Origin of the sequence: Mycoplasma suis str. Illinois (genome assembly GCF_000179035.2) — a bacterium.
GTDB lineage: Bacteria > Bacillota_I > Bacilli_A > Mycoplasmatales > Mycoplasmoidaceae > Eperythrozoon_A > Eperythrozoon_A suis.
In genome coordinates, this window is sequence record NC_015155.1 from 22,584 (window position 1) to 37,032 (window position 14,449).

Genomic DNA, 14,449 nt, shown 5'->3' on the forward strand with positions numbered 1-14,449 from the left:
ATTCGTTTTAGGCACTTCTTTAATATTTGAAAATAAGTACCAAAAAACTAATAAATTATTAGTTAAAGAATAGTGAGTACAGAAGAAAAGAAATTAATAAATCCTACTCCAAATGTGGAGTATGGAGATAGCTCCATTCAAGTACTTGAGGGACTTGAAGCTATTAGAGTTAGACCGGGGATGTATATTGGTTCCCTTGGTGTAGAGGGATTACATCACTTAATTTGAGAAGCACTAGATAATGCAGTTGACGAAGCAACTGCAGGATATGCTACTGAAATTAAGTTAACACTTGAAGAGGAACACATAGTAAGTGTTGAAGACAATGGTAGAGGTATTCCTATTGGTATAAACCCACAAACGGGTTTATCCAATATAGTAACTATATTTACACACTTACATGCTGGAGGTAAATTCAATAACTCCAGCTATAAAACATCTGGAGGACTTCATGGTGTAGGTATTAAGTGTGTAAATGCTCTTTCTACATTCCTAGAAGTAAATGTATGTAGAGAAGGAAAGGAAGTATTCACTAAATTTACTGAAGGTGGAAAACTAGAAAGTCAACCTTCAGTAATTAGTGAATCAGTAGGAAGTAAAACTGGAACAAAAATTAGATGACAACCTGACTTTAGCGTTCTAGAGCGAAATGACTATGATATAGGACTAATAAAAGAAAGATTGCAAAATCTTTCTTACTTAAATAAAAATCTTTCATTTATTTTTGAAAACAAAAATACTGGAGAAGTAGAACAATTTCTATCCAGTCAGGGATTAGCTGATTGAGTAGAAAGTATTAATCAAGGTTTTGAAACAGTTCACCCAATTCAAAACATTGTTATTGAGGAGCAACAAGTAAAAAAGAAAGAAACTGTAAACAGTCTTAGATGTGAAGTTTCTTTCCAATATTCATTGGAAAGAGATCATCCTGTAATTTACAGTTTCTGTAACAATATAAAAACATCTCTAGGTGGTGTTCACCTAGAGACAGTAAAAGAAGGTATTTTGTCTTGTGTAAGACAATATGCAGAAGACTGAAAGATAATAGATGACAAATACAAGTGAATTAAAGAGGATGTAATTTCAGGAATTAGCTTAGTAGTGTCTGTATACTATACAGACCCTTCCTATAAAGGTCAAACTAAAGAAACATTAATTAGTAATGAAATAAGACCTATATTAAGAGAACAAATAGAAGGTAAGTTGCACACTTCTTTCCAAGACAATATTGAAGTGGCCAAGTTGATACTTGGGCACATTCAACAAGAATATAGAAAGAGAATTAATAGAGAGCAAATGCTCGAAATGAGCAAGAAGATTCACAAGGAAAACCTACTAGGTTTTGCTGAAAAATTAGCTGACTGTACCATTAAGAATCCAGAGTTCTCCGAACTCTATATAGTAGAGGGAGACTCCGCTGGAGGTTCAGCTAAAGGAGCTAGAAATAGAGAGTTTCAAGCTATTTTACCTATAAAAGGTAAATTAGCTAATGCAAGTAAAAAGAAAAATAAGATATTTGACAATGAAGAAGTTAAGAACTTAATAACAGCTATAGGATGTTCTTATGGTCATAACTTTGACATATCAAAGTTAAGATACAACAAAATAATACTTATGACTGACGCAGATGTGGATGGGTCCCACATCCAAGTACTTATTATGAACTTCTTCTATAAATACATGAAACCATTACTAGAAAATGGTCATGTATATATAGCTAGATCCCCTCTTTATAAAGCTTCATCAAAGAAGGAAACTATTTACCTTCTTGATGAAGAAGAAAAGAGAGAATTTGAGAAGAACAATAAATCTTCTTCTTATGAATTTAGTAGATTTAAAGGGCTTGGGGAAATGTCTCCTGCACAACTGTGAGAAACTACTATGGATCCTAAGAGAAGAACTTTCTTGCAAGTTCAAATAATAGATGATCCTAAGACTCAAGCTACTATGGAAAAATTAATGGGAGCTAAAGTAAAACCTAGAAAGATATTTATTACTGAAAATTACTCTAAAGCTATGATAGACAGATGAGCAGCGTAAAACCTTCAAGTAAGCTAGAGAAGATATTAGAGGGGCTACCCTCCTCTAATGTTGAGAATAAAGATATTTCTGTTGTATGTGATGAATCGTTCCTTAATTACTCACTTTCTGTAATTACTTCTCGGGCTCTGCCCGATCTTAAGGACGGGCTAAAGCCTGTTCACAGAAGAATACTTTATGCAGCTTATGAAGAAAAATTATTTAATGACAGTAGATTTAAGAAGTCAGCCACCCTAGTTGGTGCTGTAATGGGTTCTTATCACCCACATGGCGATAAGTCTATTTATGATGCATTAGTTAGATTAAGTCAAGACTTTAAGATGAGATACCCTCTACTAGAGGGTCAAGGTAACTTTGGTTCTATAGATGGAGATGTTCCAGCTGCTATGCGTTATACAGAAATTAAGTTAAGTAAGTTTGGGGAAAAATTCCTATCAGGAATTAAAGAAGAATGTGTTGATTTTGTGGATAACTATGATGGCTCTAAACAAGAACCATCAATATTACCTGTTATTGTTCCTTCAATTCTTCTGAATGGTTCAGAAGGAATTGCAGTTGGTATGGCAACCAAAATACCTCCTCACAACTTAAGAGAAGTTTGTGATGCTATCATAGCATTAATTGATAATCCTGAACTACAGGATGAACAATTTATTGAATATATAAAAGGACCTGATTTCCCAACTGGAGGGGAAATCATAGGAATTGAATCAGTTAAGAGATATCATTCCAAGGGACTTGGAAAAATAATACTTAGATCAAAAGTAGAAATTGATGCTAACAAGCATCAATTAATAATTAAGGAAATTCCTTTTGGAATTAAAAAAGCAGATCTAATTAAGAAAATAGCTGATTTAGCTTATGAAGGAAAAAATGCTAAATCTAGAAGAACTAATGAAATTCTTCAAAGATTCCTTCAAAACATTAGAGATGAATCTAACTTGAAGGAAGGTATCAGACTAATTATTGAATGTAAAAAAGGATCTAAGGAATCAGATTTGAAAGCTGTTCTAAATAATTTGTACAAGTATGCAAGACTGCAAGTAACTTTTGCAGTCAACTTAACACTTCTAGTTGATGGAAAGCCTCAACTATTAGGAATAGGTGCAATAATAAGAAATTATCTGCAACATCAACTTGATATGTTGCAGAGAAAAACCAGATTTAACTTAAGAGAAGTTCAAAGAAGAATTCACTTACTTGAGGGAAGAGAAACAGTAGTTAGAAATCTAGATGAAGTAATAAGAATTATTACTGATGAAGATAATCCTGAAGTTATTATTCAGGAGAAATATTCTCTAACTCCCGTTCAGATCAAAGATATCTTTGATCTTCCACTAAGACAACTTAAAAAGATAGAGTTCCTGAAACTAACTAATGAATTAGATCAAAAAAGAGCTAAGAGAGATGAATATCAAGCGTTGCTTGATGACAAGAATAAACAATATGAAAATATAAAGAAGGAGTTAATAGAAATAAAGAATGAATTTAAGAATGACTTAAGAAAAACATTGATTACTCCTAAGGGAATTGCAAAAATTACTAAGTGAGATTGCATTCCTAAGGAAGACATTATTTTGAAAGTTACTCAAAATAATTACATCGCTGCAATTCCACTTGACAAGATTGACTTAACTAACAGAAATACTGTTGGAGAAAACTCCAGCAGTGAATTTAAGACTGGAGATCTAGATGTAGACTTACTTCTGTCATCATCACATGATGATCTATTTATATTTACTAACTACGCTAGAGTATTTAAGTTGAAAGCTCATGAAATCAAGATTAGTGCTAATAAGAAATGATCTAAGAAGCCTCAAAAATTAAATAACTTAATCCCATTGATGGGTAAAGATGAAAAGGCTGTTAAGATTATCTCCCTTTCTAGAGAAGAACAAAATAATGAAGAAAAGTGAAAGGATATAGATCTATTATTTGCAACCAAATTTGGTTTCATAAGAAAGATCTCTTTCTATAAGTTCTTCCTAGAAAAGAAGTGAAAGAGCGGTAAAACAGCTATGAGATTAAGTGAAAATGACCAATTGAAGTTTGTTATTAAGATGCACAAGGATTCTGAAATCCTTCTTGCATCTTCAAAAAATAAAGTTATTAGATTCAAGAGCTCAATTCTTGAAGCTAAGAGAACAAGAAAAACATTTGGTGTTAGAGGAATCAATCTTAGAAATGATGATGGAAAGATAGAAGGAGAATTAATTTCTGCTTCTTCAACTTATGATGGAGACCAACTTCTTTCCCTTGTAGAGTCTGGTAAGGGAAAGATTACAAGTTTGGACTCCATCAAGCAAGAAATAGTTAAGGTAAAGGAATATGATGAAGAAACCAAGCAAGAAGTTGAAAAAATTATTAAACAAGATAAGAAGGATGAAGATGGAGAACTTGAATATGAAATCAAGTTATCCAAGAAGTGGGGAGGTAAGGGAGTTTTGGCTTACAAGAACAAAGAAAATGAAAAGCTAATAGCTTGTGTTCTTATTAAGGATTCAGATCAAATCTTGTTAATGACTAACACAGATCACATAAATAGATTCCAAGCTAGTCAAATTTCAGTGAGAAAAACTAGAAGAACTGAAGGTAGTCAGTTAATCTCACTGAAGCCAAATGAAAAATTAGTATTCTTCGCTAAATATCAACTTCCTGACGATATCGAGTAAAATAGTTCAGTAGTTAAAATGGAAGGGATAAATATGTTGTTATTAGCTTTTTCAAGAAGAAACTTTATAGTTTCTCTCCCTTATGCTGAATTCAATTTAGGAGAAAAAATTGAAAAAGGAATTAATTTATCTGGATTAATTTCAACTGATGACATGATTAGAGATGTTATTGCACTCTCAAGTAATGATGATTTGCTAATTATCACCAATAAGGGAAAAATATATAGAACTCAGGCAAATCAATTACTAAGAGTTAAGAAAGAATTAAGTTCAGAAAATAAATTACTTCAATTACAACATGTAAGAGAACTTTTGGATCTTGATTCATCAACATTTAGAGATGATGAACAAATAATCAAGATTATTAATGTTGAACCATCTAAGTATTTAGATAGTTCATTCTTATTCCTAGCAAGTAAAGATGGAATGATTAAGAAGATAAAAATGATGAACTTCCAAAATGCAAGTAAGTCTGGTGGAATAGTTATGGGACTTCAAGGAGAGGATGAAGTTGTTTCTGCGCTAATAGTTAGAGATGCAGATGAAATTCTTCTAACTTCATCTTTTGGAAGAGTAGTTAGATTTAAGTCAATAGATTTGAGAGATGTTGGTAAAACAGCTATGGGAGTTAGAGGAATTAAGTTAGTAAATAGTAAGGGAGAAAAAGAAGGAGAATTAATATCTGCTTCTTCAAATGCAGATGGAAAAGAAGTATTTGTGTTGACTAATTTAGGAAAAGGTAAATGAGTGCATATAGATCATTTCAGAATGACATCTAGAGGTGTAGCTGGAGTTCTTTCCCAAAAAGGTTATGGAGATGAAATATTCAGCTTCACAATTAACATAAATAATCCTCTAGAAGAAATATTTATGTTAACTAACCTAGGAAAAGTGTCAAGAATTCCTGTGAATGCAGTTTCACAACGAAAAGGGAGAGCAACTTCTGGAGTTTCAATCATGAAATTGAATCACTCAAGAAATGAAAAAATTGTTCATTGTTTCAAATTTATAGGAGTTAAGCAGTAGCTTAAACAGTGTCCGATCTGGGGGGGGCCCTGGAAACGATTAAGTTGTTTTACAACAATAAACAACAATGTTGGATCACAATCAACCTTGTTGCTATTAATGACACAGGTACAATTGTTATTCTCGGAGCTTCCGCATTCTTCTGCATTTGAGGTCTTTTTGAATGATGAAGAGGAACTATGAAGATGAGATATGGAAGATTTATTAGATATATATTTACTGACTTCACAAAACAATGTTGTGTAGCTGGATGGACTCAATTCTTAGGTTTTTGTCTACAACACAAACCAAAAGTTCAATTTAATTTCGCAAAGAAATTACATTTCTCTGCTGCTAGCAGAGTTAATAGCAATATATTAGGAAAAGGAGTTGGAACTACTGATATTACTTCAGGAGGTCAACAATTGACTCCTGAAGCTATGGCAGCCCTTCTTGGAGGTAAAAAGAAGAAGAAACTAACAAAAGCTGAAAAGAAAGCTCTAAAACTTGCTAAGAAAGCTGCAAAAGCAAAGAAACTTCCTTACTCAGTAAGAATTCAAGATTTGAAGTCCAAAGTTATGAAATTAAGTGTTGCTTTAGTACCTCAAGTTAAGGGAATTAAGTTGAAGAAAAAAGAACAAGATGTTAAAGAAGTTAAAGAAAAGAAAAAACTATCTCTATTCAGTAAGAAGCCTAAAGTTGAAAAGACTAAGACAGTTGCAGCAACTACTGAAGCTCCAAAACAAGAAAAAGTTAAGAAAGAAGGAATGTTCGGGAAATTGAAACCTAAGTCAGGGTCTTTCTCTTCTCTTTCTTATGACACATTCTCTAAGGAAAAGTCAAAACTAAAGATGCAAAAAGAACAAGAAAAGAAAGCTAAGAAAGAAAAAGAAGCTCTTCTAAAAGCAGCTAAAAAGAAGAATAGTGCAATGAAAGATTTCTTAGCTAAGATTAAGTCTCTAACAGCTAAGAAGCCAAAGGCTCCTAAGGTTAAGGATTCTAAGAGTTCAGCTCCTTCCAAGCCTTCATTTGCAGCTCCTAAGACTCCTTTAAAGACTTCTTCAAAAGTAAATCCAATTAAAAAAGATGCAAAGAAATCTTTTGGAGGTATGTTCGGAAAAAGTAAAGAAGCTAATAAAAAGAGTTAATACTCTTTAAACTAATAAGTAGTTAGTTTTAGATAATGTCTTTTAGTATGCTTTTCTTGAACGGACCTGTTATAGGTGGAGTTCTAGGATCAGTAATTCCTGTTGTAATAGGAATTGCTTACTATGTTTGCAAATTCATCATTCAAGTAAAGCAAGATGGATGAAGAAACATTAGTGCTGAAGAATGAAAAGAATTTGCTAGAAATATTGAAAGTGAAATAGATCTTTTTGTAAATGGAAATAAAAAGATGAATTTCCACTGTGAACACTGTGCACAACAATGTAGTAATCACAAAAACAATGTAAATAACATCAACAAGAATATTTGTGTTCTAAAGGAAAAATGAGTTTACAAAGCTAAGACTAATTGAGAAAATGCAGAATCTGAAATAGTAAATCAACAAAAGCATAAGAATCATGAAAATAAATCAATTCTTCCTGAACAACCACAACAAGACTAGTCTTTAGAGACTAAATTATCCCCCCCTTTTTTTAGGGGGGTGTAGTTTTTCTCTTTTTACCTAGTTATTTTTTTAGGAAAAAGAAAAAATAAATGTAATTTTTTTAGCAAGAAAGTTTATATAGACTCTTTCTTTTCTAGATTTCTAATAAATTTTTATTTCAGTATCTAAAAAAAAGAAATCTAATAAGTATTCCTTAATCTTCTAAAGATAAAAAAGAAAAATAAATAATTCTCCTTTCTCTCCCCTTGAAGGGGAGAAAGAAGAATATTTACTTACTTATTAACTATTTACTAAGAAAGCTTCAAATTTCTTAGTTAATGTAGTAATTAAGTAATTTAATTGAGCTCTCTTTTCTCTTATTATTGATTCTCATTTTTCTTCTTTTTCTAACTCTTCTGGAGTTATATCTGAGTATAAGTTGAAGTACAACTTAAACTTATCTTCTGTTCCAGAAAATCTAGCTTTTACCCAATTTTGGGAATCTAAAGAAAAAGTGAAGATTCCCAATTCCAGATTTCTGGAAATAGTGAATTTATATTTCTCTAGTTGTATTTCTGAGTTTTCTTTCTCAGAAATATCTTTCAATTTATTAAATATTCTGGTTTTGTCTCCAGGTTTTAAGTTGAAGCAAACAGTCTTTCCTTGTCAAGCAGACTTAGTTTTCCACATCAACCAAAATAGTTGTGTAAGTAAATTTCTCGAATAGTGGAATTTATAGTATCCAATCATAAGCATTGTTAATGCTGTTTGTTGGAAAGCATCTTTTTCCAGAGATAATTCTGGAAAAAATAAACCTCCTATAGCTTCTTCACAACCTAGAAGTACTTCTCCTTTAGTGGAAAGACGTTCCACTTCTTTACCTATACTCTTAAAACCTGTATCAACCCTTCTAATTTCAATAGAAGGGTCAAAATACTTAACTACTTTATCTATTAGGTTTCCACTTACATGTGTAGTCACTAAATAGTTGTACTTCATATCTACTTCATATTTAGAGCTTTTTGAAAGCTCTAATAGGAACGCAGCTAGAAGTACAAACATTTCATTACCTGTAAAGTAATATCAATCATTTTTAATTAGTTCTCCTAGAGCTCCACGATCTGAATCAGGATCGTGAGCTATTAAATAATCTGTTTTAGTACTTTTTCCTTCTCGTTCCATATCTCTGAAGGAACGAGGATTTTCTGGATTAGTTATTTCCTCATCAGGGAATAAGTGAGTAGGAGTACATTCTCAGAAGTACTCCTTAAATGAAAGAGCTCCTAATACTCTAGCTAGCGATAGCATTCTTCCAGAAGAAGTTCCGTGATGAGAAGAGAATAAGAACTTGATAGTTCTTATGACTGTACATCCTAATGTGTAAAAACTACCAACTTTTCTTCTTATAGATTTCTCTAGATCATCTAAATAGGAGTCTCATCACTCCTCTTCTATTGAAGTTATCTTAGGTTTACCCTTAAGAGAACTTAAGTAGTAGTGAGGAGGAGCAAATAAACTTCTTATAGTTTTTTCCTCCTCCTGAGATAACTGACCTCCATTTTCTCCATATAACTTAATTCCATTGTGCTTTTGGGAATTATGACTAGCAGTTATCATAATTCCTCCTCTATATTTTTTGTGCTTAACTAAATAAGCTAGTACTGGAGTAGCCATAGATTCTCCAGAAAATATAGAGGGAATGTGGAATCCTTTTAGCACTTTACAAATAGTAAGTGCAAAAAGTCTCCCATTCTCTCTATTGTCAAAACCTACTAGGATAGGACCTTTTTCCTTGTTTTTGCTAGAAGTTATGAATTTTGCATAAGCTTCTGCAAAAACTCTACAAGTATGAACATTTATTCTCTTGGGACCTATTCCCATAAGAGCTCTTATTCCTGAAGTTCCAAATTGGAACTCTTGTCCATCCACTGAAAAGAGTTCTTGCTTCATTTCTTCGTCTAACTCTTGGAGCTTTTTTTGCTCCTCAGGAGTTAGACTGTAGTGGTTAAATCAGTATTCGAAGTGATCTTGATAAGTTCACTTACTGAAGTGTTTTCTTTTTTTCTTGGGGCTAAAAGAGTTTGAAAAACTCAAACTTTAAGCCCCTAGACTTGAATAGATGAACTCTAACTTAGAGTTAGCTTGTTCTCTTAAAGTATCTGTATTTTCTTTAATTAATTGTTTGAGTTCATCTAAGTTATTGTTTACTTCTTTATAGTTTTGTTGTTTCTGACTAATGAAGTCAGAAACTAACTTAGAAATAGTTTCTTTTAGACTTTTGTAGTCTAAATGATTTAGTTGTTCGAAAGCTTTTTCTAAAGGCAAATCATTTAGAGTTGCAAAAAGATTAAGGAGGTTATAGATTCCTGGTTGGGATTCTCTATCTATATTTACCTTATTAAGGGAGTCTGTTTTGGCTCCCATAATCTTTTTGTGAATCTCCTGAGGAGAATCACTTAAGAAAAGTACACCATTTTTATTTTCTGTACTTTTTGACATTTTTTTCAATGGATCTTGCAGATCCATTATCTTCAGGTAGTTAGAGTTGAAGCTTAGAGCTTTTATTTTTTTTGGAAAAATATCTAAAGAATAAAGTCTATTAACTCTTTCTTTTAGTTCTGAACACAGCTCTAAATGTTGTATTTGATCTTCACCTACTGAAAGATATTCTGCATCATATAGCAGAATATCTGCAGCCATTAGTACTGGATAAACTAACACTCCAAATAGAGCTGGCTCAGTACCATTAGCTTCCTTAAATTTGTTCATAAGGAATTTGTACTGAGTCATTAATTTAAGTTCTCCTAACCTTGAATGGGTTAGGAGAAAGTAGAAAAGTTCTAAGTGTTGAGCTCTTAAATCAGACTGAAAAACTATCTTAGTTTTTTTAGGATCTACACCTAGAGCTACTGCTCACTTAACTAACTCCCAACTTCTTTTTTTAATCTCTCCAAAAGGAATCTTTTGGATAGATAGTGGAATAGTATATGCATGTAAATCGGCAATTAAAAGTATGGAGTCATAATTTTCTTGATTTTTTATTAGGGGCAATAATGCCCCTATATAGTTACCTATAGTTAGATCAGAGGTAGGTTGTATCCCACATATTAATGTGGGTTTCCTGTCCTTTTCCGAAGAAATTTTTATATTTTTATTTGCTTATTTTTAAGATTAAATTTTTTTACTAGTTTTTTGAGAAGTCTTTTTCTAAAAAAGAACTTCTAAAAAATAAATAAGTAATTAAATAGTATATTAAATGGAGTTTTTAAAAACTCTAAAAAATGGTATAATTTAAATCAATGGCTTTTTTCGGGGGATTGTCAACTAAAATTCTCTCAATTATTGTGTTAAGCCTCTCTGGTAGCGGGGCTATAGCCGGTTCCGCGATATATAAAAATAGTCATCAAAACCTTTCAGAAGATTCAGAAAAAAATTTTGAAAATTCTGATAACAATTTAGATTCACAAAAAGAAGGAGAAATTTCTCCTTCTCTAACCATTAACGAAGAATCTGCAAAAACTTCTCCAATAAGCTCAGAGGGAACACAACCTTCTCCACAACCTGAAGTCTTATTAATCACTAAAGATCCTTCTCTACTTCAAGAACCTGCAAGTAGTAAGGAACAATTAACTCAACAATCTTTAGATAATTCCGAACAAATTAATTTAGAAGTATCTTCTCTAGAAAAACCTAAAAACTCTACTGAAGAAACAACTAAGAAATCTAGAAAACCTAGAAGAGAAATTAAAGAAGTATCAATTCAAGAAAAAATAGAACAAGAAATAAAGCAACGAAAGATATCTTTGGAGAGCTTGTATAAGGATAGTGTGGGTGGAGAAACACAAGCCAACTATAAGGCTTGTGTTTTCTATCAAGAAAATGAAGAATTTGATGAAAATGATTCTGATATTTCTGAGGGAAGAACTAAAGAAGATGAAAGTCATGATTCATGTGATGGTCAAACAATTTGATCTTCAAATAAGTTTGACGGAACTAAGGGAAAAGGTTTTTGAGTCAGAGGTCAAGAAGAAATGGCAAAAAAATTATTAGAAAAGAATTTAAGTGAATTAGAAACTCTTGGATTTGCAAATAGTAAAGAAATAAATGATTCTTCAAATATATTTAGTAATTTGAAGAATGATGTATGTTTAGTGAATCATTCACAAAGAGAAGAAAAGAAGTGAGTAGAAATTAGTTGTTCATTTGAAAAGTCAAATGAACTAGTTAAAGAAATTTAATAATGGCTGCACTAGGACTAACTGCTAAGATTCTTTCAGCTGTTATTGTTGGAGTTGCAGGATCTGGTATTGTTGCTGGCTCAGTAATTGCTACCAGCAATAACAGTTCTTTTGCAGAGAATGTTGATTTAAAGGAACAAATTAAAGGTCCTGAAATTTCCGGCAATAGAGAAGTTCCTCCCCCTTCAACTGAAGATAATGACTCTAAAGGTTCTGATGATGTTTCAGAAGCGCAAGATCCTGAAACAGAAAAAGTTTCTGAAAATTCAAAGAATCCTGAACAAAATAATAGAGTTTCTTCTTCTTATAGAAGAGTGAGACAAATTAAAGAACAAGAAAAAGAACCAAATATTAGAGATAAATGGGATTGAGAAATATCTAAAAAAGAAGGTGTTTGATTGGAAAGCGTTTATTGAAACGGAGAGGGAGATTTAATGGCAAAAAATTGTATTTTATACAGAAGAAATGAAGTAATAAATGTAGAAAGTGAATTACAAAATGAAAACTTTGACATTACTGAGGGAAGAACTGTAGCTAACAGAAATCATGGATCTTGTGATGAACAAACACTTTGATCTTCTAGAAGATTAGAGAATGATGATCATAAGGGAGTTGGTTTCTGAGTTAGAGGTAAAAGAAGTTGAGTTAATAAATTATTAAGAGTTAATTGGAATAATCTTTCTTCTGATGGATTTACAACTCAAAGTGTTTCTCTAAAAACTTCTGAAGAATTAGATAAAAAATTCTGTAGTATAGAGAGAAATGATGGTCTTTTATTGGAAATTAGTTGTATTAAACAAACAAATCAACTTCTAAGAAGATAAATAAATAGGTTAGCCCTTTGGGGGCTGACCTTATAGTTTAAAATTAAAAATTAAATGTTCTCTGCAAAATAAATTATGCCTTTACTAGGAGTTTCTTCAAAGATTTTGTTATCTACAGTTATAGGAATAGTAGGTTCTGGAGTTATCGCTGGATCTGTTGTAGCTTCCAGAAATAACAATGTAAATGCTGTTGAAAAAGAAGTTGTCGTTAACAACAATCCAAATAATTTAGAAGGACAACAACATTTATTGCCTGATTATACTTCCCAGACAAAGGGAGAAGATTCTCAGAAATCTTCTGAAATATTGGAGGATAGCGATCATTTTTCACCACATTCAAAAGTTAGTGATCGAGGAGAACCTGAAGCTTTATTAATTATTAGAGAATTTTCTTCACAACAACCCAAGAAACTTGAAGAACAATTACCTAAACAATCTTTAGTTAGTTTTCCAAAAGATGAAGAATCTTTTGCTGAAAAATCAACTTCTGAAATTGTTCTCCCAAAATCTAGAGAAAGTTCTAGGGGAGGTAAAAAAGTTAGAAAAGAAGTAATTGAACAAACAGATGAAGAAAAGTGAGAATCAGAAATAGTTAATAGAGAGATATCTTTAGAAAGTCTTTATAAAGATGGATTTGCAGGAAGTCAAGAAGCTAGTGATAGAAGCTGCATCTTATATAGAAAAGAAGAAGAAATAGATGATGATAACTTTGACATTACTGAAGGAAGAACTATAGTAGATCAAATTTATGAATCTTGTGAGAATCAAACTACTTGATCTTTAAGGAGATTTGAGAAAACTAAAGGAAAGGGTTTTTGGGTTAGAGGTGAAATTGAACTAGTAGATAAATTAATGAGAAGCAATTGAGAGAATCTGTTTGTAGCCGGTTTCGCAGAAAAGAGAGAAACTCCAGCGGAATCTGTAGATGCATTAACTCAACTTAAAAAAGATTTGTGTAGTTCTGAAAAAACTACAAGAGAAGGAAACATTAATTGATTAGAAGATAGTTGTTCTTTTGACAAGTCAAATGGATTAACTAAAGAAATTAGATAATGGCTGCACTAGGACTAACTACTAAGATTCTTTCAGTTGTTATTGCGGGAGTTGCAGGATCTGGTATTGTTGCTGGCTCAGTAATTGCTGCCAGCAATAACAGAGTTAGTGTTGAAAATATAGCATTCGAAAAGCAATCTAAAAATCCTGAATCTTTTGATAGTTTAGAAAGTTCAAGTGATGATTCTTCTGGAAAAGTAACTTCACACTCAGACAAGATAGAAAGTTCTAAAGATTCTGTTGATGGACTAAAAGATCAAGAGACAGTAAAAGCTGTTGAAAGTGAAAAAACTTTGCCTTCTATCCCTGAATTTACAGAAAAAACTCTATCCTCAAAAACATTGCCCGAAAGTAAGGGGGATGAAACTCAACAACAAATATCTTCTTCGGTTAGTTCTGAGACTGGAACTCCAGAAAAAAGCAACTTTAGAACCAAAAGTAGAAAACAATCTAGAGATATAGAGGAGGAGAAATTAAGTATTCGTTATAAGCGAGAACAAGAAGCAGCTAAAAAATTAATTGGTTTAGAGAGTGTATATATAGATGGAGTAGGTACTGGAGAATTAGTTACAAAAGGATGTATTATCTATAAATTTGGGGAAACAATAAAGAATCAAACTGGAGATGAAAATTTTGATATAACAGAGGGAAGAACTGAAGAAGGTAAAAAACATAATTCTTGTGATGAATTAACTCTTTGATCTTCAAACAAGTTAGATGTAGATGATCATGAAGGAACAAGTTTTTGAGTAAGAGGGGAAAGAGGCCTAGTTAATAAATTATTAAGAGAAAATTGAGATAATTTGTCAACTTCAGGACTTATCTCAAAAGAATTAGATAAGAAAACATCAGAAGGATTAAGTAAAGAATTTTGTTCAATAGAAAAAGATGATGGAATGTGAATGGAAATTAGTTGTTTTAAGTCAACAAAACAAACTCTTAACAGATAACTAAGTAGTTTAAGTTAGTCCAAAAAGGACTAACTCAATAGTTTAAAATTAAAAATTAAATGTTCTCCAAATATTA

The 14,449-nt window shown here is 31.9% G+C and carries 11 protein-coding genes; 9 read left to right on the forward strand and 2 right to left on the reverse strand.

Features of this window, described 5'->3' with window-relative positions; genetic code table 4:
* The first annotated feature begins 72 nt into the window (after positions 1-72).
* Genes MSU_RS00145 through MSU_RS00165 form a run of 5 tightly spaced genes read left to right on the forward strand, consistent with a single transcriptional unit; the run spans position 73 to position 7,326 of the window.
* Positions 73-2,040 (forward strand): DNA gyrase/topoisomerase IV subunit B, encoded by a 1,968-nt coding sequence (locus MSU_RS00145; protein ID WP_013609556.1) that lies wholly within the window; start codon positions 73-75, stop codon positions 2,038-2,040.
* Entirely contained in the window at positions 2,028-4,712 is a 2,685-nt protein-coding gene (locus tag MSU_RS00150) for a DNA gyrase/topoisomerase IV subunit A (protein WP_013609557.1), read from the forward strand. The genes MSU_RS00145 and MSU_RS00150 overlap by 13 nt, the downstream gene beginning before the upstream one ends.
* Positions 4,713-4,745: 33 nt before the next feature.
* Complete coding sequence (locus MSU_RS00155) at positions 4,746-5,738, forward strand: DNA gyrase C-terminal beta-propeller domain-containing protein (protein ID WP_237696893.1); 993 nt, start codon at positions 4,746-4,748, stop codon at positions 5,736-5,738.
* 44 nt (positions 5,739-5,782) lie between these two features.
* Entirely contained in the window at positions 5,783-6,865 is a 1,083-nt protein-coding gene (locus MSU_RS00160; RefSeq protein ID WP_237696894.1) for a hypothetical protein, read from the forward strand.
* Between the two features lie 35 nt (positions 6,866-6,900).
* Complete coding sequence (locus MSU_RS00165) at positions 6,901-7,326, forward strand: hypothetical protein (RefSeq protein ID WP_013608735.1); 426 nt, start codon at positions 6,901-6,903, stop codon at positions 7,324-7,326.
* A gap of 282 nt (positions 7,327-7,608) precedes the next feature.
* Here MSU_RS00165 and MSU_RS00170 read toward each other — a convergent pair whose 3' ends face one another.
* Both MSU_RS00170 and trpS read right to left on the reverse strand, forming a co-directional pair.
* On the reverse strand, positions 7,609-9,402 hold the full coding sequence (locus tag MSU_RS00170) for a phosphohexomutase domain-containing protein (RefSeq protein ID WP_013609560.1): 1,794 nt from the start codon (positions 9,400-9,402) through the stop codon (positions 7,609-7,611).
* A 3-nt stretch (positions 9,403-9,405) separates the two neighbouring features.
* Complete coding sequence (trpS, locus tag MSU_RS00175; RefSeq protein WP_332370082.1) at positions 9,406-10,455, reverse strand: tryptophan--tRNA ligase; 1,050 nt, start codon at positions 10,453-10,455, stop codon at positions 9,406-9,408.
* Positions 10,456-10,607: 152 nt separating this feature from the next.
* Between trpS and MSU_RS00180 the strand changes: the two genes are divergently transcribed.
* From MSU_RS00180 to MSU_RS00195, 4 genes are all read left to right on the forward strand, one after another.
* On the forward strand, positions 10,608-11,546 hold the full coding sequence (locus MSU_RS00180; RefSeq protein ID WP_013609562.1) for a hypothetical protein: 939 nt from the start codon (positions 10,608-10,610) through the stop codon (positions 11,544-11,546).
* Positions 11,547-11,548: 2 nt separating this feature from the next.
* On the forward strand, positions 11,549-12,370 hold the full coding sequence (locus tag MSU_RS00185; RefSeq protein ID WP_013609563.1) for a hypothetical protein: 822 nt from the start codon (positions 11,549-11,551) through the stop codon (positions 12,368-12,370).
* Positions 12,371-12,445: 75 nt separating this feature from the next.
* Positions 12,446-13,423: a hypothetical protein gene (locus tag MSU_RS00190; RefSeq protein WP_013609564.1), complete on the forward strand. Its 978-nt coding sequence runs from the start codon at positions 12,446-12,448 to the stop codon at positions 13,421-13,423.
* Positions 13,423-14,373 carry a hypothetical protein gene (locus MSU_RS00195; protein WP_013609565.1) on the forward strand — a complete coding sequence of 317 codons (951 nt, stop codon included), beginning with the start codon at positions 13,423-13,425 and terminating at the stop codon, positions 14,371-14,373. Before MSU_RS00190 ends, MSU_RS00195 begins: the two co-directional genes overlap by 1 nt.
* The last annotated feature ends 76 nt before the right edge of the window (positions 14,374-14,449 follow it).